Below are 20409 nucleotides of genomic sequence, written 5' to 3'. Positions count from 1 at the left end.
TGTTTGTATTTTATTACTATTATTTAATCGTAAATTTAACTCTTGTAGACTTACATATTTTATATTTATTAAAAAATATGAAAATCAACTAATTTTAGTTGATTTTCATTATTAAAGATTATGAAATGATTTAAGTTTTACTACATCTATTTTTAATAAATCTACATCTATTTTTAATACATTTACATCGCTTTTTAGTATTGCAACATCTTTTTTTAACATTGCTACATCAGTTTTTAATTCCGCTACATCAGTTTTTAATTCCGCTACATCAGTTTTTAATTCCGCTACATCAGTTTTTAATTCCGCTACATCTTTTTTTAACGTTGCTACATCAGTTTTTAATTCTGTCACATCAGTTTTTAATGTTATTACATCTTTCTTTAATTCAGCTACATCTTCCTCTAATTTATCAATTCTATTCTCTAATATATCAGCCTTTTCATCAATCTACTTTCAACGCCATTTATTGCATTAAGTAAGGTTTGTTCTAATTGTTTTATCTTATCGTTTTCTATTTTTTTCATACTTTTTTGATCTATTTTAGCAAGCAACCAAACTATATCTGGCTCATTTTCGAAATTTACTTCAAAAATTTCAATATCAGAGTATTGTTTTAAAATAGATGTTGCCTCCTTTTTTGTTAGTTTAACTGAATTGTCAATTAAATTATAAATAATATCTTTATTTTTACACATAATACTTTCCCCTTTCACTATATAAATGTTGTTTTTTTCAAAAAAATGATAGAAAAAACAAAATTTTAGGAAATTAATGCTTTTTGTATTAATAATTAAAAAGTAAGGTATAGGATGTTATCATATAAAAAATATGGAATTTATTTTCATATATTTCTCAAACAAATGGTCATATTTGATGGTTTAAGTATAATTATATGGCACAAAAAAGCGGAAGGAAATTATGAAAAAGAAAATATTGTGAAGCTTAGGAGTATTATCAACTATTTTGGTTGCTCCCATTTCAATTGTTAGTTGTCAACAAAATAACTTTAAGGAAGATGCAAAAAATTTAGAGTTAAAAAGAAATGAATATATAAATTCATATAAAAAATTTAATGATTCTATTGACGAGAAAGTAAAAATATTAAAAAATAAAAAAGATGCAATAAATAAGGAAAAAGATAAAGACAATAGAAAAAAATTAATTGAAGAAAAAGACAAATGAGTTAAAGAACAAACACAAACATTGCAACAATTAAGAAAAGATGCAAATGATAAATTTAACAATTTAAGAAACGCTCAAAAAGGATTTGAAAAACAAATAATAAAAATTATTCATACAAACGATGAACATGGACGTTTAGTTTTTGATGATGGAAAATATAACAATTATTCCGGAATGCAAGGATTGGCAGAGATTTTAGGTTTAAATATGGATAGAGACCTTTTAGTTTCTGCTGGTGATACCATTCAAGGACAACCATTATCAGACATGGATAAAGGTAAAACAATATGTAAGGTTGCATCTTTGGCTGGATATGAAGCAATCGCTGTTGGTAATCATGAATTTGATTATGGTTTAGAACATTTATTTGAAATTCAAAGAACTAATGAAAAAATGCCATTCTTATCATGTAATGTTGTATGAAACAAAAAAGCAGAAGATGAAAAAGTAAAAACATATGATAATAAGGATGCTAAAGAAGGTGAAAGAGTATTTAAACCTTATATTATAAAAGAATTAGAATCAGGTTTGAAAATTGGAATCATCGGAATCACTACTCCAGATACAAAATTCACTTCTCACCCAAAAAATTCTGTTAACGTAACATTTTTAGAACCTATTGACGAGGCAAACAAAGTTGCAGTTGAGCTTAAAAATAAAGGTATCAACTTTGTAGTTGTTTTAACACATTTAGGAGTTGATAGAAATGATGCAAATTGAGATGCGAGGGAATTTGCTAAAAAAGTGGAAAATATTGACCTAGTTTTAGATGGTCACTCACATACATATGTCCCAATTGAAAAAGTAAATAATAAGGATACATACCTAACTCAAGCGCTTTGTTATACTAAATATTTAAGTGAGTTAGATATAACACTTGATACCCAAACAGGAACTATTGAAAACATCAATCAGAGATTGAGACCAATTGAAGAAATTGAATTACTAGGCGGAAAAGAAAATAAAAATCAAGAAATAAGTAAATTAATAATTGATTTAAAAGAAGAATTTAAAAAGGAATATGAAAAAGTCGTATTTAATTTACCAATTAATTTAACACATGAACGCGCAAAACAAACTAATTTAGGAATGTTTGCATCAGATGCAATCGCATGAGATTTTGTAAAAAACAATCCTAAAATAAATAATCAAGTAATTAATTTTGATCTAGATAATGTTATTGGTTTATTTAATAGTGGCGGTTTACGTCAAAATATTCCTGCTGGAGATGTTAAAAAAGGTGATGTTTTAGGAGTTTGTCCATTCGGTAATAGAATTGCCGCCGTCCAAGTTAAAGGAAATGTTTTATTAGAAATGATTAAACATGGTTCTAATGTAGGTTCTGGAGGATTTGCGCAATATTCAAGAAATGTTAAGGGGGAAATTAAATTAGCCTCAGAAACAAATGGTAAAAAAATATATGCAATTGATGAATCAACTATTTTAATTAATGATAAACCTATTGATATAAATAAAGATTATTATGTAGTAACAAATGATTTTATTCTTGTAGGTGGTGACAATTATACAATGTTAGATTACACTAAAAATCCAGATAAAGCAAAACTTGTATTTGAGGGTGGTGATTTATTAGAATCTCTTATTGAATATGGTAAACTTATAACCGCAACTAATTTTACACCTGCTTTAAATAATGTTTTTGGAGATAAGGCAATTAGTTTATATGATAATTCTTCTATTCCAAAAAATATTATTGTTAATTTATAAATTAAAAACACTCAAAAACGAGTGTTTTTAATTATGTCAAGTTGCGAGAAAATAATTTATAATTCTTCTTATGAAAAATTTTAAAGAAAAGTGCAAAAGTATACCATTGGCAGTTAATACAGTTGCACTTGGTTCAATGGGAATTGCATCTGCATTAGCTTCACTAACAACAAATATATATAAAAATAAGAATAATGCAAACTTACCATTATCAGGTTTATACACTATACTTGCTATTCAAATTTTTTGTATTTTAATTTGTATTTTTTACTTAATAATGTTATGTTTTAGATATTATTCTCTAGGAATTAAACAAATTAAATTAGAATTATTAAATCCTGAAATTGTTGGGCCTGTCGCAGTTACACTTTTAGATTTTTGTACATTAGCAAATTCATTTGGATGAATTTATTCGACCTTTTTAAAAAATGAATTAAAATGATGATTTTTACTTTCGGTAAATGTATATATCTTTTTTGTTATAGCGTTACAAATTGCTTATTTTATATTTTTTATAAAGAAAATATGATCTAAAAAAGAAAGTTGACTTGGAGAAATATATAGTTCGTGATTTGTTCCTCTAATTGGTGTATCAATTACTCCTGGATATGTAAATAACTTAGGTGATATATTGCCATTATTATTTTGACAATTAGAATGATTTATTGGGTTTGGCACATTTATTATTATGTATCCATTAGTTTTATATAAATTTTTATTTAAACCACACTCTCATCCAAAAAATATACCATCTATGGCAATATATTCATCGCCAGCAAATATGTTAAGTATCGGTTTTTTATCTGCGTTCGATCCTTTTAGAACAAAAAATACAAATATGACCCAAAATTTATTGAATAATCAAGTATTTTATGATATTTTTGTAATCATTATGTATTGTTGAGCAGCACTAAGCGTTTGTTTATTCTTTGCAATTTTTGTTAAATCTATGATGTTGCATCAATATTCACATTCATGAGGAGCCCTAACATTCCCTTCATCAATTAGTGCAACCGGTAATGCTCTTTTTGCATATTATTTATTTTTTAATTCCCATATTACAATTTATTGAACAAGTATAGCTTTTAGTGTATTTTTATTGCTTATTTCATTTTCTATAACTATATTTGTTAACATAAAATACGCAATTGAAATACATAAAGTGTTTTGAATAAACAAAAAAATAGATGCATGTAATGCATCTATTCATTAAAATAATCTATATCACTATCTTCATCGATATTTGTTATATTATTCTCTTGCTCTTCATCTAGGATTTTATCAATTTCATTCGAAATTTCATCCCTTTGAACGCTAGATTCCAATATTGTTTTAACATATTTGTCGGGGAAATATTCTTTAGGATCTCTGATATCGTATTTTGATTTTTTCTCATAATTAGAATTCGTTCCGGCTGGAATTTTATGCCCTAAAATAATATTTTCCTTTAAACCTTCTAAATTATCTACTTGATTACTAATTGCTGCATTTACTAAAATTTTAGCTGTTTCTTGATATGAGGCAGCAGCAAGGAATGAGTTAGAAAGTAATGGTGTTTGTTTTGCACCTTTTATTACACATACACCGTATGGAGGTTTTTTACCTTCAGAAATGAGTTTGCCAGCCTCTATTTGATAATCATATAAGTCAACAAAATTACCAACAAAGAATTTTGAATCTCCGGCATCTTGTATTTGAATTTTAGAAAGCATTTGACGAATAATTATTTCAATATATTTATCACTAATACTAATACCTTGCATACGATAAAGTCTTTGTATTTCTTTAAGAAGATAATTTTGTACAGTTCTTGAATCTGTAATATTAAGTAAGTGTTTTAGTTCAATAGGACCTTCAATTATTTTTTGACCAGGTATTAAACGATCACCTTCTTTAACACGTAGAATTCTATTGGTTCTAAAGTGGATCTTTTCTTCAACTTCTTCACCATTTATATCATACATAATCGTAATAAGTGATTCATTGCCCTTGCTTTTATTTGAATTTAGTTCATTAATACTTACTACATAACCATGATATTTAGCAATTTCTGCAGGTCTACCCCATGGTTTTTCATAGGCGTCAATTAATTCAATTAAACGGCCAAACCCACCAGTAATATCCTCTACACCAGCAACACCCCCAGTATGGAATGTACGCATTGTAAGCTGTGTACCAGGTTCACCAATTGATTGAGCAGCTATAATACCTACTGCTTCACCAATACTTACAATTTTGTTAGTTGCTAAATCTTTACCATAACATATTTTACATACACCATTAGGGGTGTGGCAAGATAAAATACTTCTTATTTCAATACGTTTATCAGTTAAACTTTTATCAATTAAATCAGCTTTCTCTGAAGTTATAAATTCATTGGCTCCAATAATTAAATTACCATTATTATCATAAACTGGTTTGTTTGTGAATCTTCCTTCAATTCTTTCTTTAAATGGAACAATAATTGAATTAGTTTTTGTATCAACAATGTCTTTTATAACAAATCCAAAATCACTACCACAATCATCCTCGCGAACAACTATTGATTGAGCAACATCAACTAAACGACGAGTTAAATATCCTGAACGAGATGTATTAAGTGCTGTATCCGTTAGTCCTTTACGAGCACCATGAGTTGATGAATAAAATTCATAAGCACTTAAACCATCAAGGAATGAAGATTTAACTGGAACTTCAACAGTTGAACGAACAACACGTTCATTTTGTGCATCGGCTTTAAGAGTTTTTGAGTTGTTTGCCATTAAACCACGCATTCCAGCTAACTGTACGAAGTTTGATATATTACCACGAGCCCCTGATCTCATCATTATAAATAATGGATTATCTGGGTATTCTTTAGTAACTTCATTAAGATCTTTTTGAATATCATCTTTAACTTGTGATCATTTAAGAATTGTTAATTTATATCTTTCATCATCTGTACAAAGACCTTTTTTGAATGCTTCTTGCAATTTACTGATATATTCTTCACCTTTTTTAATATGTTCTTGTTTACTTGGTAATGTAATAATATCGCTTATGGAAATAGTGGTTCCTGATTTTGTCGAATATTTAAATCCATATGCTTTAATACCATCAAGAACATTAGCTACAATATTTGTATATTTAAATCATATATCTTCTAATATTTCAACATAATCATCAACAAATAAAGTTGATGGTTCATTATTATGTTTTTTACGTTCATCTATTTTCTTGAATATGTCATATGTAAATGATTTTAGTATTTCAACATGTTTTCTATCTAATTTATTACCTCTAAAATCAATCAATTCTGAATAATATGAATCAATTTTATCTTTTTCAAAGTAATCGTCAATACCAATTTTATTAACAACGCTAGCAACGTCTTCTTTGGTAATAGCGGCATCATAGTTATCAAAAACAGAACGTATAACTCTTGCAACATCTTTTTTAGATAACGGGTTATATTCAGGAATATTATTAACAAATTCACTAATATTTGTTCCAAATGGAATATAGTGTTTTTCAAACACTTTTTCATTTTCATAAAGAGTTTCTAAAGAATTATCAAACACAAAATCAAAACTATCAGGGAAAAGTTTATTAAATATAAATTTACCAACACTTGTAACTATATAACCGCCATCTTTTTTGCTAAAAATATGATTTTTAGGTTTAACTTCTTCAATTGGGAGAGCTACACGGGCATGTAATTCAATTTTTTTGAATTCATATGCACGAATCATATCATCATACGATACAAAGTAACGACCTTCACCAAGAGCACCTTTTCTTTCTTGGGTTAAATAATAAATTCCAAGCAACATATCTTGAGATGGGTTAATAATTGGTTCCCCATCTTTTGGTCCTAATATATTTTTAGATGCCAACATCAACTCGCGAGCTTCACGCATAGCAACTTCTGATACAGGAACATGGATAGCCATTTGGTCCCCATCGAAGTCAGCATTAAAGGCTGGAGTTACAAGAGGATGCAATTTAATAGCTTTACCACGTATTAATACTGGTTCAAAAGCTTGAATACTTAAACGGTGAAGTGTAGGGGCTCTATTTAAAAGAACTAATTTATCTTTAATTACATTTTCGACATGAGGTCAAATTATAGGATTTAAATTTTCAATGAGTCTGCGAGCCGTTTTTATTGAACTCGCTATCTCTTTATCAATTAATTCTCTAATTATTCATGGCTCAAATAATTTTGACGCCATTTCACGCGGAACACCACATTGATGCATTTTTAAACTTGGTCCAATAACAATAACGCTACGTCCAGAATAATCCACACGTTTACCAAGTAAATTTTGTCTAAAACGACCTTTTTTAGCAGCTAAAGCATCTGAAATAGATTTTAAAGGACGATTGTCTTTTGACATAACTGGGTTTGGTGTTTTACGACTATTATCAATAACAGCATCAACCGCTTCTTGAATCATACGCAATTCGTTTTGAACTATTAATCTAGGAGAATCTAGCTCATTTCATTTTTTAAGACGATTATTTCTTATAATAATACGGCGATATAATTCATTTATATCACTTGTTGAGTGTCTACCACCATCAAGTTGAACAAGAGGACGAAGGTCCGCTGGAATAACTGGTAAGTTATAAATAAGCATACTTGTTGGTTTTTGGCCTGAATTAATAAATGAATTAATAACAAATAAACGTTTATATAAACGATCACGTTCCTGAATTCTTGTTTTGTTTTCTTTATTATCTATATTTATTTTATTAGTTAAATCATCAATTCTTGCTTTAACTATATCTCTTTCTTTTTCAAGATCGACATTTTCAAGTAAATATTCAATTGCTTTAGAACCTGTACCGATTTTTGCATCCGAATACATTTCGATAATATCATTTAATTCGTAAAAATCAATACCATAATCATGACCTATTTTTGAATCCGCAATATTAACAAGTTCATTTAATTGTTCTGTGATATCTTCATATTCTTCTGAACCTTCTTCAAAACGATCACGCAATTCTAATAAAGCATTTTTATAAATAATTGCTGCATCATTAATTTCAATAATTGTGTTTTTAGGTAAGTTCTTTAAACCACCAGATTCAAGAACAATATGACTTTTGTAATAAATTATATTTTCAATAGCTGTTTTTGAAACTTGTGTTTTGGTACCTTCTACAGTTAAACCTAATAACTTATATATAGATGAGTGGTCAATTTTAAAGAATCAAAAATGAACAACTGGAACATTAAGAGCGATATGCCCCATTCTTGAACGGCGTGATATTTTTGGTAAAATTTCAGGTTTTTCAGCTTGACAAATTGGTGTTGCAGTACAAAACATATTTTCATTTGATTGTTTATATTTTTTTGAACAAATAGCACATTTATAATCAGTTGTTGGTCCAAAAATTAACTCATCAAACAACCCTTTTTTCTCAGGTTTATATGATTTATAGTTAATAGTTTCAGGTTTAGTAACTTCCCCATGAGATCATTCTTCAACATCACTTTTTGTCGCAAGTGATAATGAAATTCTTTTAATTTCTGATTCATCTAATGAACCATATTTTCTTCAAATCTTTTTCATTATCTACCCCCATTTTTTCTTGTATCATCACGATTTATTTCTTTATTTGATTGCGTTGTATATTCTTCTTCTTGAACATTATCACGATGCACTTCAAGTTTTATTCCTAATCCTCTTAATTCATATGCTAAAACATTGAATGATTCTGGAATACCAGGTTTTGGCATTTCTTTTCCCGTAGCAAGCGCAGAATAAAGAGCGTTTCTACCTAAAATATTATCAGATTTATATGTAAGCAACTCTTGCAATACATTTGTTGCTCCATAAGATTCGATAGCTCAAGTTTCCATTTCTCCAAATCTTTGACCACCGTTTTGAGATTTACCACCAAGAGGTTGTTGAGTAATTAATGAATATGGCCCTATACTACGAGCATGCATTTTATCATCCACCATGTGGCTTAGTTTAAGCATATACATGATACCAACAGAAATTTCTTTATCAAATGGTTCGCCCGTTACACCATCATAAAGAACCATTTTTCCATTTTCCGGTAGTCCTGCTTCTTTAAACGCTTCAAAAATTTGTTCTTTGTTAATCCCGTCAAAAACTGGTGTAGCAAATTTAACACCTAATTTCTTAGCGGCCAAACCTAAATGCAACTCAAGAACCTGTCCTATATTCATACGAGAAGGAACCCCTTGTGGGTTTAATACGATATCAACTGGAGTCCCATCAGCCATATATGGCATATCTTCTATCGGTAATACTACAGATATAACACCTTTATTACCATGACGGCCAGCCATTTTGTCCCCAACTTTTATTTTACGTTTTTGAGCAATTCAAACTTTGACAATTTTTTCAACACCATCTTCAAGAATATCACCGTTTTCACGAGAAAGAACTTCGGTATCAATTATTGTTCCTGAATGACCATTTTTAACCTTAATAGAAGTATCGCGGACATTTGCTTGTTTTTTACTAAATAGCGCTGATAATAATTTTTCTTCTGGAGTTGGATTGTCATCTGCTTTTGGGGAAACACGTCCTACCAAAATATCTCCTGGTTGCACTTCCGATCCTATAGTAACAATACCATTAACATCTAAATGACGTTTTGAAGCGGTTGATGTGTTTGGAATTTCAGTTGTTAATATATCATTTCCAGCTTTAGAATTTCTAAATTGAATGGTTTGTTCTTCTATATGTATAGATGTGTATACATCATCCTTAACTAAACGTTCACTTAATATAACAGCATCTTCATAGTTATATCCATTAAGCGTACTGAAAGCAACAATTACATTCTTACCTAATGAAAGCTCACCATCACAACATGAACTACCATCAGCAATTATTTGTCCCGTTTCAACATATTCACCTAATTTTACAACTGGTCTTTGATGTATTAATGAAGCCTGATTTGAACGTTCAAAAACACGTAAGTAATATTTGTCAACATGACCTTTTTTATTTCTAGAATCTTCTTCAGTCTTGATTTCAATTCTATTTGCATCTACATAAACAACTTCACCAGCATGTTCACAAACAATATTTGAAAATGAAAATTTAGCAATATCTGCTTCTATTCCCGTTGCTACAAGAGGGGCTTCCGAAACAAGAAGAGGAACTGCTTGACGTTGCATGTTTGAACCCATAAGAGCACGGTTGGCATCATCATTTTCTAAGAAAGGGATTGCACTAGCGGCTAATGATGTCATTTGTTTAGAATCAACATCAATAAATTCAACTTCTGATTTATGTGTTTGTACATAATCACCATTATAACGAGCCACAACATAATCATCAACAATTTCATTTTTATCATTTACTCTTGTCGATGATTGAATAAATACATGACCTGTTTCTTCAGCGGCTGAAAGATAACATACATCATCATAATCAACAACACCTTCATTAACTCTAAAATATGGTGTTTCTAAAAATCCAAGTTCATTAACACGGGCATGAGAAGCAAGATTAAGAATTAAACCTATGTTTGGTCCTTCTGGTGTTTCGATTGGACAAATTCTTCCATAATGAGTTGGGTGTACATCCCGAACTTCGAATTGAGCCGTGTCACGATTAAGACCACCAGGCCCTAAAGAAGTTAAACGACGTTTACTTGATAATTCAGCAAGGGGATTAATTTGATCCATGAATTGCGATAATTTCGAAGTATTAAAAAATTGTTTAATTTGGTTATAAACCAATTTGTTGTTTGTTACATTTTTTGGTGTAATTTTTTCGATTTCTTTAGCACTTAAACGTTCACGAGTATTTTTTTCCATTTTTGCAAAACCAACATTAAGTTCATTTTGTAAAAGTTCTCCTACACTAACTATTCTCTTGTTCATAAGTGAGTCAGGATCGTCATCGTTTCCAACACCATCTAAAAGATTAAAATAGTAACCAACCGCAGCGATAATATCACTAATAATTAAGTGATTTTCATCACTTGTTGGGTCGTTAGAGATAACTAAAACTGGTTCTTTTTGTAGTGACATTCACTTTTTACTTGGATAAACTAATATTGTTCCCATTTTAGTTCTAGTACTTAAATTTACATCTTCTTTAACAAATTTGTAATAAACAGAATCATCTATATCCGGAATTTGTTGAAGAGGAATCATGCCCGAATCATATAATTTTTGAATTTTTAAAGCAGTACTTTTCTTAATGTACATTCCTTTTTCAAACATTTTTTGATCTTTAGAACCATCATTGTTGTATGTTCAAATATCTTGACCTAAAAATGTATCAGTGATACGATCTACAAAATTAAGTTTTCTATTAAGCATGTATCTTCCTGTTTTTGAAAGTGAATAACGTTTTTTGTTAAAAAACATGCTTGCAATTAAACTTTTAACCCCGTCCTCACTTATACGATCACCTTTACGAATAACTCTGTAAATAGATTCTAAACACTCATTACGTACTTGTTCAGGGTCTTGTTTTAAACTATAATCATTGTTCAATTTATCTTTTTTAATCGTTTCTTCTAAAACATCCGATTTTCCAAATAATTGACGCATTGTATTTACATTCATTCCAAAACTACCCAAGAATGTTGATAAAGTTATATTTTTGTTTTTATCAATCTTAACTTTTACAACATCACTCGTACTACTTGTAACACGGTGTGAAAACTCTAGTCATGAACCTAATTGTGGTAGTAGTTCAACTTTGTTAAAAAGGTCATCCGATTGCTTGTTACGAACATTTACACCGAAATATACCCCGCTTGATCTAATAAGTTGACTCATAATTATTTTTTCAGAACCATTAATAATAAATGAAGCTCCTTTAGTCATCAATGGTATTTCACCAAATAAAACTTTTTCATCTTTAGTTTCCCCAGTTTCGTCACAAAGTTTTCTAAGGCGAGCATAAAGTTTTGCGGCATATGTTGTGCCTTTTTGTTTTGCTTCCCTTATTTTCATTGATTCTTCGCCAGGTAATTCCAACTCAGCAGAATGAGGAATATATTCAATCGTAACTTTTTTGCCACTAGCTGTTATAGGATAGTGATCAAGGAAGATTTTTTCAATTCCTTCAGTTTTAAATTTCTCAAATGATTTTTTCTGAATGTCAAGAAAACTTGTAATCGGTAATCTTTTTTTAGTAACTGAATAATCTCTTCTAACTGTGTTTTTGCTATATTGAATTTCGCGATATTCTTTAATTTTTTTTGTTGATGCCATTTAATCTCCTATAGTAAAATACGTTTATATAATATATATAATATAATAAAAATAAATCGAATTATATTTTACTATATAAAAAGAGTAATTAATTTAAAATTTTTAAAATTTGTAAAAAACTAGATTTTAAATATATTTCCATTATAAAATCATTTTTTATATATTTCATCATTATTTTCATAAACAAAGAAATTAAAAATTTCAAACAATTTCGAATACCAATCATGCTTTCATAAGGTAATAGAATTAGTTTTATCATCTAACAAATCTACATTTTTTATGTATTGAAAAAGCAACAAACCTTTATCGAAAAAATTAGATGATTCTGGAAAAAATGATTTATTTTGATGATAAAAATAATTAATTAATGCATAATTAAATGCGTTTTCATCATTTGCAAAAAAATAAAAATCGTTTTCTAAATATTCTCCAACAATTAAATCCTTTAAATTATTTGTTAGTATGTTTGATTTTAAAAAATTAGCATGTTTTTTAAAGCCTTTCTTAACATAATCTATAAAATCATTTGGTAAATTAATTTTATTTCTATTATTAAATTCTTTTATGAAAATTATTACTTTTTCAAATGAGAATTTATTTAATTCCTTGAATTCTAAAACATCTTTTTTGAAATAAATTAATTCATTGATAGTTTTAAAATCATGAATTTTTAAATCTTCAACAATTTGATAATCTTGTATTTTCCCTTTTGTTTCAAATTGAGATTTTATGGTTAAAATTAACTTTAAATTACAGTTTCTAATTTGTTTAAATTCATGCGTTTCGGGAACGTTAAATTGAAACACGAAACGTTTGTGATTACGTTTTATTTTTGATCAATCTATCAATTTAAAAAATGGATAATTTTCTAAATCGATAATTCCTTCATAATCTAACCAGCTAACATCAATATCACTAAAATGTTCAAGTTTAAAATCACCAATCATATTTGTGTTTCGAATATAATAATTTCCACTACCTAAAAATCTTGAAATATCCTTATTTATCTCCACTAAAGCTTCTGTGCAATTTTTTTTATTTTCTCAATTAAAATCAACATTTTTTATAGAATAATCAAAATTATCAGTTGTTTTAATTTCTCTAAAATATCATAATTTTAATATTCCTCCTTCTAATGTTAAATTTTTTATTTCGTAGTAATATGTCGGAATATAAATATAAAAATTATTATCCGGAAGCTGATTAAAATTGAAAAAGAAATCAATTGTAATTCTATGTATCGCATTCTCTAGAAATAATAACTTATTATCATTATCTAAATCCTCATATTTTATATCCGATATACTTTCATAAAATTTAATAGCATAATTTAATAATTTGTTATTTATATCAAATTCAAAAATATAGTAATTATCATTTTTATTCATATATAGCACCTCGCTTATATATGTATTGTTTTTGCGAAAAAACTCATAAAAAAATTTAAATAATGAAAAAGTCAAGTTTTTTACTAGTTGTAAGAGGCAAAATATATATATAATTTTAAAAAAGGAGTTATTTTGAACACGAAAAGAATATTATTAAAACTCTCGGGAGAGGGTTTAGCCAATAAGGAAAAAGACCTTTTGATCGATTATGCAAAGGTAAGTAAAATTGCAAAACAATTAGTAGAATTGAAAAAAACTCACAATCTTGAAATCGCAATCGTAGTTGGTGGAGGTAATTTATTTAGAGGAGCATATGCAAACAAAAACGGTATGACAAGGACAAGAGCTGATTACATAGGAATGTTGGCAACAATAATGAATGGTAAAGCATTACAAGATATTTTTGAAAAAAATGGCTTGAGTACAAAAGTTCTATCATCATTAATTATGGACCCCAAAGTTTGTGAAACATATACTACAGAAAAAGCTAATAATTACCTAAGTAATAAAAATGTTGTCATATTCGTAGCTGGCACTGGAAGACCATTTTTTACAACCGATACCGCTTCTACACTTTTTGCAACTGAAATAAATGCTGATTTAATATTAATGGGTAAAAATAAAGTAGATGGTGTTTTTGATTCAGACCCAAAAACAAACCCAAAAGCAAAACATTTCCCACATATCTCATATGATCAAATAATCGAACAAAAACTTCAAGTTATGGATTTAACGGCTACATCTATGGCTAGAGATAATGATATAAAATTAATAGTTTTTGATATAACAAAAGAAGATTCAATTGTAAAAGCGATTAATAAAGATATAAAAATAACAGAGGTAACAAAATAATGAATGAATTCGAAGACTATTTATTGCTTTTTTTAGAAGAAGCTGATTCAGCGATTGAACATTATGAATATAACTTATCACGTATTTCTGCAGGTCGCGCTAATCCCCAAATAATAAAAAATATAAAAGTAAATTACTATGATACACTAACTCCAATTGAAGAACTTGCATCAATTTCAATCCCAGAACCACAGCAACTATTAATAAAACCTTATGATATAAATTGTGTTAAAGAACTAATGAATTCTTTAACAAATAGTAGTTTAGGTCTAAATTGTGTTAATGAAGGAAATCAAATAAGAATTTCTTTTCCATCACTTACCGGTGACAGAAGAAGAGAATTAGTTAAACAATTAACAAAATTTACCGAACAAGCTAGAGTCAGTGTTAGAAATGGTAGACATAACACGATAAAACAAATAAAAAACGATAATTTAGCAGAAGATATTGAAAAAAGATATATTGATGAATTGCAAAAACACGTTGATAAATATAATGATAAAATAGCTAAATTAACAGATAATAAAACAAAAGAATTAACCACTATATAAAAAAGCATCATTTATTGATGCTTTTTTTTATTTTGATTCATTGTACCTTTTAACAAAACCAGCAAATAATTCATGGATGAATTTTATTGTTTTACCACATTTTTCATTATCAATAGCTTTTTGCGCCGCATCAGTTAATATTGGTTCCTCAATATTATCCCCCGAAATTGCTGCTAAACGTATTAAAAATGCATTAATATTTTGTTTATTTCAATCAGTTGGATTATCTATAGAAATTTTTATATTATTCTTATTTTTTGAATCCACCCCATTAATTATAGAAATATATTTACTTTCATCTTTTGTTATTATAAAATCAATTGTAATCATTATTTTTCTCCTTTAATTTTTTCATCATATATTTTTGATCTTTGATTAAATGCTTCCATACTTCCTTCTAAATAAAGTGATTGAGGTGTATCTTTATCACTTATTTTTTTGTTTAAAATAAATTTTTTATCTAATTCTTCATTAAAAATATCTGCAGTTATCGTATTTCCTTGTATCAATGTACCTATATTAGGGTTATGAGTTACTATAAAAATTTGTTTGCCCTTTTTGGCATGTTCTTGAATCAATGGAACTATAACATCATAAATTGTTTTGTTATCTAAATTGTCTTCTATTTGATCTAATAATAAATATTGTTCATTTTTTGTATTATTCAATGATTTTAAAGTATGCGTAATACCAAAAAGTGTTCTTTGGCCAGTTGATAAATTTTTATATTCTTCATCCCCTGCGTAAATTTTAATTCTCCCATTAATAATTTTCTCTATAATGCTTTTTAAATTGTAATCAGTTTTTAACCTTCCTAAAAATATATCTGAAATAGTATTAGTTTTATTAGAACATCCTAACATAATATTTAAAATCATGTATTTATCTTCCTCAGTTAAAATAAAAGGATTTAATCTATATGAAATTGATGAATTTTTTTTATCTTTTTCAGATATATTTCATTTTATTTCCATATCTTTTTCAATAATTGAACGATACTTATTTTTTGCTTCCTTTATTATTGAACCCATATTCATAAAATATAATAGTAAATCTTTTTTATCAACTTCAAATTTATTTTTTTTACTTAGTTCTCTAATATATTTACCTTTAGCAAATTCAAGCTCTGACTCAAAACATGAAATTATGTCCATGTTTTTTTTAACTATTTTTCAACTTTTTAATAAAGTTTCTCATAGTTCTTTATTTGTTTCCTTGTGTTTCTCAATATATTTTTTAATTTCTAGTAATTCATCTTCAGGAATATTATATATATCATTATTTTTTGACATATTATTTTCAACGTCATTAAGGCGCAAATTTAGTTTCTTTATTGTGTCCGCAATATCAAGAAACTTAGATTTTAACTCTTTAATTTTCTTAATTTCATTGCTATTACTATAATCAATAGTCATAATTTTACTTGTTATATTATTCGAAGATAGAAAGAAATCATCATCAAAAATAGTTCCAAATGCAAGTGGTTTTTCTTGTAATTTTATATATTTTTGAGAATCGTCAAACAATTCAATAAATGGTAATAATTCTCTTTTATTTTCTTCATTAAATGCTATTTGTTCACAAAATCCTTTTTTTAAATTTTCAACTTGCTTAGTAACATATTCTGATGAATCAAGAGAATCTTTTCTTCTATCATTTTGACTAATAAATCCGGGTATTTTTTGTTGTATAAATTCAACCCCGTTATCTTTTGTATTGCTTTTGTTTTCTGTTTCATAAATATAACCAAAATCTTGAGAATTGATATCAGAATTATCTATATTTATAGATTCAACATTGAATCCCGCTTTTTCAATTAATCATTTATATTCATCTTTAAAAATTTTCTTATTATTAATTGCTTCTGCTAACAAAAGCAATAGAGTACTTTTCCCCATACCTTTTGCTCCAACAATAATGTTAACCGGATTATCTAAGTTAAGTAAAAAACTTTTGTTGTTGTTTTTAAATTTAATGTTTTTTATCATTTTCTTCCTTTCTAAAGTGTTTCACTTGACACTTTGTTGTTCTCTATATTATTTTTAATTTCTTGAAATGTAAGATTATTTTTATTTTCAACTTCTACATATGAACAATACTTTCCATATTGAGGATATTTTTTTCATGTATGAGTATCACTAAAATACAAAATTGGCACATTAGGCATTTGTCTAACTATATCTTTTTTGTTTCTATTATTATAATCAGTAACATCTAATCCTGTTACCTTACAATCTTTTATGTCTTCATAACTCATATTATCTTGCGCTTTACCGGCATGAGGAAAAACCATAAAATTGAAACCTTCTTGTTCAAAAAGATGAATAGCTTCTTTATACGAATATAATTTCTTATAAAATCTAAATTCATTTTCTGTTAATGTTTGTAATTTTTTCAAATCAGAATTTGGATTAAATATAAATATAGCTTGCCCTTTTTGTCCATTATATTTTTTCAAATTAACCTCAATCCCGGGTCAAATTGTTAAATTAATCATCTCTTTATTTATTATTTCTAATCTTTTTAAATAACTATCTAAATAAAATTTATCATGATCTGCAAAACAAGAAATTATTACTCTATTCTTTTGTAAAATAAGCAATTTATCAATATCAGATTCTTTAGAAATATTGCTTCCTGTATAGGATGAATCTTCAGAATGAACATGCAAATCAATTTTAATTCAACTCATATTTCCTCTTAGTAAATACTTAAAAATAATTAATTTTTTCTAAAATTAAAAATATATAGTTTTTGTAATTAATTTAAGTTCATTTATAGATGTAGATTTATCAACTTTTTTTATCATATATTTTAACGTGTTACTATAGCTTTAAAAGGTCAAGTAATGTTTTAAAATATATTTGTCTAATCATTTGAAATAAATCAATTACACATTCATTATATACCAAAATTATAAATTAGGTATTTTTTGTTAAAAATTTAAATTAATCAATTAATAAATAACGAATTAAAAAACATCACAAAATTATTTTTTGTGATGTTTTTTGATGACAATAAATTATTTTTTTCTATATTTATTCTTGTTTTTTATTGATTCATTATTATTTTTTGTTTCTAAAAATTCATCGTAATTATGACTAAGAACACAATCAATTTTGCCTTCTTTTAAATTTGTGGAACATATTATTACAGAGACTTCATCTCCTATTTTATATGTCTTCGCGCCTGGCGCCTTTAATTTATTATCCTCTTCATCAAATACATATTTACCATCAAACATATTTGATATAGGACATAATACAGAAACATGTGACTCAAGTTCTATAAACATTCCAAATCTTAAAATTGTTGAGATTTTCCCCTGAAATTTTGTTCCTATTTTCTTATTATAAAATTTGGTATAGAAAATATCATTAGTTGATCTTTCAATATTAATACCATCTTGTTCTGATTCAGAATTTTTGATTGCAAATGATTCAATTTGTGATTTTAAAAAATTAGAATTATGTATTTCCTTATTTGTTAAATAATAATTTCTAATCATTCTATGAACTGTTAGATCAGGATATCTACGAATTGGGCTTGTAAAATGACAATAATTTTTTGATGCTAAACCGAAATGACCAATATTATTTGTGGAATAAATTGCTTTGGGCATAGTTCTTAAAAAGAAAATTTTAAGAAATTGGTCATTATTTTCAAGTTCTATTTTTCTAACTGTTTTAGCAAATTCTAATGAGGTAATTGGGTATGGAAACTTTGTTTTTATACCAAGAGTTTGAAGAGCATTATTTGTGCTTTGAATTTTTTCAAGTTCTGGTTTTTCATGAATTCTATACATGAATGGAATTTTTTTAATTTGCAAAGTATAAGCAACTTGCTCATTTGCTCTCACCATAAAATCCTCAATCATTTCTTCGCTTATTCCACTTTTTTTAACAACAATATCAATAACATTATTATTTTCTAAAATTATTTTAGGTTCATCAATTTCAAAACCTATATAACCTTCTGACTCTTTATATTTTTTTATTATTTTTGATAACTCATATGCGTCATCAAGTGCTTTTTTTAATCCGTTATCAAATAATGAGTTATTTTTATCTTTAAAATATTCATTTACCTTTGAATAAGTCAATCTATATTTTGAATTTATAACTGATTCAACAATTTTTGTATCTAAATTATTACCATTTTTATCAATTGTCATAATAGCCGAAATTGTCATACGGTCCACATTAGGGTTAAGGGAACAAATACCATTTGACAATTTTGTTGGCAACATAGGAATTACACGATCTGCAAGATAAATTGAAGTCCCTCTTTTTAATGCCTCATTATCTATCACATCATCTTCTTTAACATAATATGAGACATCAGCTATATGAACACCAAGTTCAAAATTATCGCCAATTCGTTTTACACTAATAGCATCATCATAATCTCTAGTATCATCACCATCAATTGTAAAAATTAGTTCATCTCTAAAATCACATCTGTTTTTTATTTCATTATTAGAAACATCTTCGGGTAACTTACTTGACAAATCAAGTACTTCCTTAGAAAACTCTTGATTTACTTCAAAAGAATTAAGTCTCGCATTCACATTAACTAATTCACTATTTAATGGACATATATTTTTTAAAATGTTTACCGTCAAATATGTTTTATGATAACGTAATATTTCTATATTTACTAAATAATTTTCCTTTATTTCAAATGAATCTATGTTATTTATTTTAAAATTAAGATATTTATGTTTATCATAATAACCAAATAATTTTAACCCTTCTTTTGTTCTTATTACTTTGGCAACCATTGTTTTTTTAGAATGACCTAAAATTTCTATAACAATTGCATTATACTTTCCATCATATTCATATATATTGGCCTTAACAACATCGCCATCATAGGCTTTGTTAAAATTTTCTCTAGATATGTAATAAGAATCATTTGGGGAAATTTCATCACTTACAAAACCATAATTTGCCTTATTTATTTGGATTTTCCCTTGGATAGTTTTTATATATTTTTGATAAAAAAATTCGTTTTTTACCCTGTCATAAAATATAAAATTATTAGTTATTAAATTGTTTAAAAATTGAGTTAATAGATAATTTTTGTTTACCGGTATTTGAAATTTACGCGCTATTTTAACAAAACTTGAATGGCCATTTTTTTGTAAAAAATCTCTTATTTTTTCACGCGTAAGAGAATTTGAATTAAACAATTGTCCTCATTATTAAAGTAAGAATTAAAAGCAAAATACCGAGCGAAAACATAAAGTATTTAATAAACTTTTTAAATCCTCTTTCTTTAGAAAATTTAAAAAGTTCCAAATCACCACTACCTACTAATGCACCACTAAAACCATTTGAATCTGGCGACATAATAAGTGAGACAAAAATTATTATGATACTTATTAACATTAAAATTACTATCAATGCAATACTCATCCATCTCCTTTCAATTAACTTTAAAATTATATATTATATTAAAAAAATCAATGCACCTAATTATTGGTATTAAT

Annotated in this window: 14 protein-coding genes; 4 read left to right on the top strand and 10 right to left on the bottom strand. The window is 27.1% G+C overall.

The window, feature by feature from the left end:
* Positions 1–111: 111 nt before the first annotated feature.
* Together T380_RS0101825 and T380_RS0101820 are read right to left on the bottom strand one after the other, a co-directional pair.
* Positions 112–354 carry a kinetochore Spc7 family protein gene (locus T380_RS0101825; RefSeq protein WP_051599957.1) on the bottom strand — a complete coding sequence of 81 codons (243 nt, stop codon included), beginning with the start codon at positions 352–354 and terminating at the stop codon, positions 112–114.
* Between the two features lie 71 nt (positions 355–425).
* On the bottom strand, positions 426–698 hold the full coding sequence (locus tag T380_RS0101820; RefSeq protein ID WP_027334228.1) for a hypothetical protein: 273 nt from the start codon (positions 696–698) through the stop codon (positions 426–428).
* Positions 699–921: 223 nt separating this feature from the next.
* Here T380_RS0101820 and T380_RS0101815 point away from each other — a divergent pair, with 223 nt between their 5' ends.
* Together T380_RS0101815 and T380_RS0101810 are read left to right on the top strand one after the other, a co-directional pair.
* On the top strand, positions 922–2913 hold the full coding sequence (locus T380_RS0101815) for a bifunctional metallophosphatase/5'-nucleotidase (protein WP_027334227.1): 1992 nt from the start codon (positions 922–924) through the stop codon (positions 2911–2913).
* Positions 2914–2983: 70 nt separating this feature from the next.
* The gene (locus T380_RS0101810) at positions 2984–4126 is read left to right on the top strand and encodes an SLAC1 family transporter (protein WP_027334226.1); all 1143 of its coding nucleotides are present in this window, start codon (positions 2984–2986) and stop codon (positions 4124–4126) included.
* Here the strand turns inward: T380_RS0101810 and T380_RS0101805 are convergent.
* The 3 genes from T380_RS0101805 to T380_RS0101795 form a co-directional block, all read right to left on the bottom strand.
* Positions 4116–8477 (bottom strand): DNA-directed RNA polymerase subunit beta', encoded by a 4362-nt coding sequence (locus T380_RS0101805; RefSeq protein ID WP_036436833.1) that lies wholly within the window; start codon positions 8475–8477, stop codon positions 4116–4118. The two genes, T380_RS0101810 and T380_RS0101805, sit on opposite strands and share 11 nt — an antisense overlap.
* Positions 8477–12124 carry a DNA-directed RNA polymerase subunit beta gene (rpoB, locus tag T380_RS0101800; RefSeq protein WP_027334224.1) on the bottom strand — a complete coding sequence of 1216 codons (3648 nt, stop codon included), beginning with the start codon at positions 12122–12124 and terminating at the stop codon, positions 8477–8479. The genes T380_RS0101805 and rpoB overlap by 1 nt, the downstream gene beginning before the upstream one ends.
* Positions 12125–12243: 119 nt before the next feature.
* Complete coding sequence (locus T380_RS0101795) at positions 12244–13512, bottom strand: hypothetical protein (RefSeq protein WP_027334223.1); 1269 nt, start codon at positions 13510–13512, stop codon at positions 12244–12246.
* A gap of 132 nt (positions 13513–13644) precedes the next feature.
* Between T380_RS0101795 and pyrH the strand changes: the two genes are divergently transcribed.
* Together pyrH and frr are read left to right on the top strand one after the other, a co-directional pair.
* The gene (gene pyrH, locus T380_RS0101790; protein ID WP_027334222.1) at positions 13645–14364 is read left to right on the top strand and encodes a UMP kinase; all 720 of its coding nucleotides are present in this window, start codon (positions 13645–13647) and stop codon (positions 14362–14364) included.
* Positions 14364–14915 (top strand): ribosome recycling factor, encoded by a 552-nt coding sequence (gene frr, locus T380_RS0101785; protein ID WP_027334221.1) that lies wholly within the window; start codon positions 14364–14366, stop codon positions 14913–14915. The genes pyrH and frr overlap by 1 nt, the downstream gene beginning before the upstream one ends.
* Before the next feature lie 27 nt (positions 14916–14942).
* Here frr and T380_RS0101780 read toward each other — a convergent pair whose 3' ends face one another.
* From T380_RS0101780 to secG, 5 genes are all read right to left on the bottom strand, one after another.
* A complete protein-coding gene (locus tag T380_RS0101780; RefSeq protein WP_027334220.1) occupies positions 14943–15245 on the bottom strand; it encodes a hypothetical protein in 303 nt (100 codons plus the stop codon).
* Positions 15245–16903, bottom strand: a complete 1659-nt coding sequence (locus T380_RS0101775) for a hypothetical protein (protein ID WP_027334219.1) — start codon at positions 16901–16903, stop codon at positions 15245–15247. The genes T380_RS0101780 and T380_RS0101775 overlap by 1 nt, the downstream gene beginning before the upstream one ends.
* An 11-nt stretch (positions 16904–16914) precedes the next feature.
* Positions 16915–17607, bottom strand: a complete 693-nt coding sequence (locus tag T380_RS0101770) for a hypothetical protein (protein WP_027334218.1) — start codon at positions 17605–17607, stop codon at positions 16915–16917.
* Between the two features lie 330 nt (positions 17608–17937).
* Positions 17938–20109, bottom strand: coding sequence for a ribonuclease R (gene rnr / locus T380_RS0101765; protein WP_027334217.1), 2172 nt, complete (start codon positions 20107–20109; stop codon positions 17938–17940).
* Entirely contained in the window at positions 20102–20335 is a 234-nt protein-coding gene (secG, locus tag T380_RS0101760) for a preprotein translocase subunit SecG (RefSeq protein ID WP_027334216.1), read from the bottom strand. The genes rnr and secG overlap by 8 nt, the downstream gene beginning before the upstream one ends.
* Positions 20336–20409: the final 74 nt, after the last annotated feature.

Source organism: Mycoplasma elephantis ATCC 51980 (assembly GCF_000687815.1).
GTDB lineage: Bacteria > Bacillota_I > Bacilli_A > Mycoplasmatales > Metamycoplasmataceae > Mycoplasma_H > Mycoplasma_H elephantis.
The sequence above is the reverse complement of the archived record's forward strand: the minus strand, read 5'-3'. Positions and strand labels throughout refer to the sequence as shown.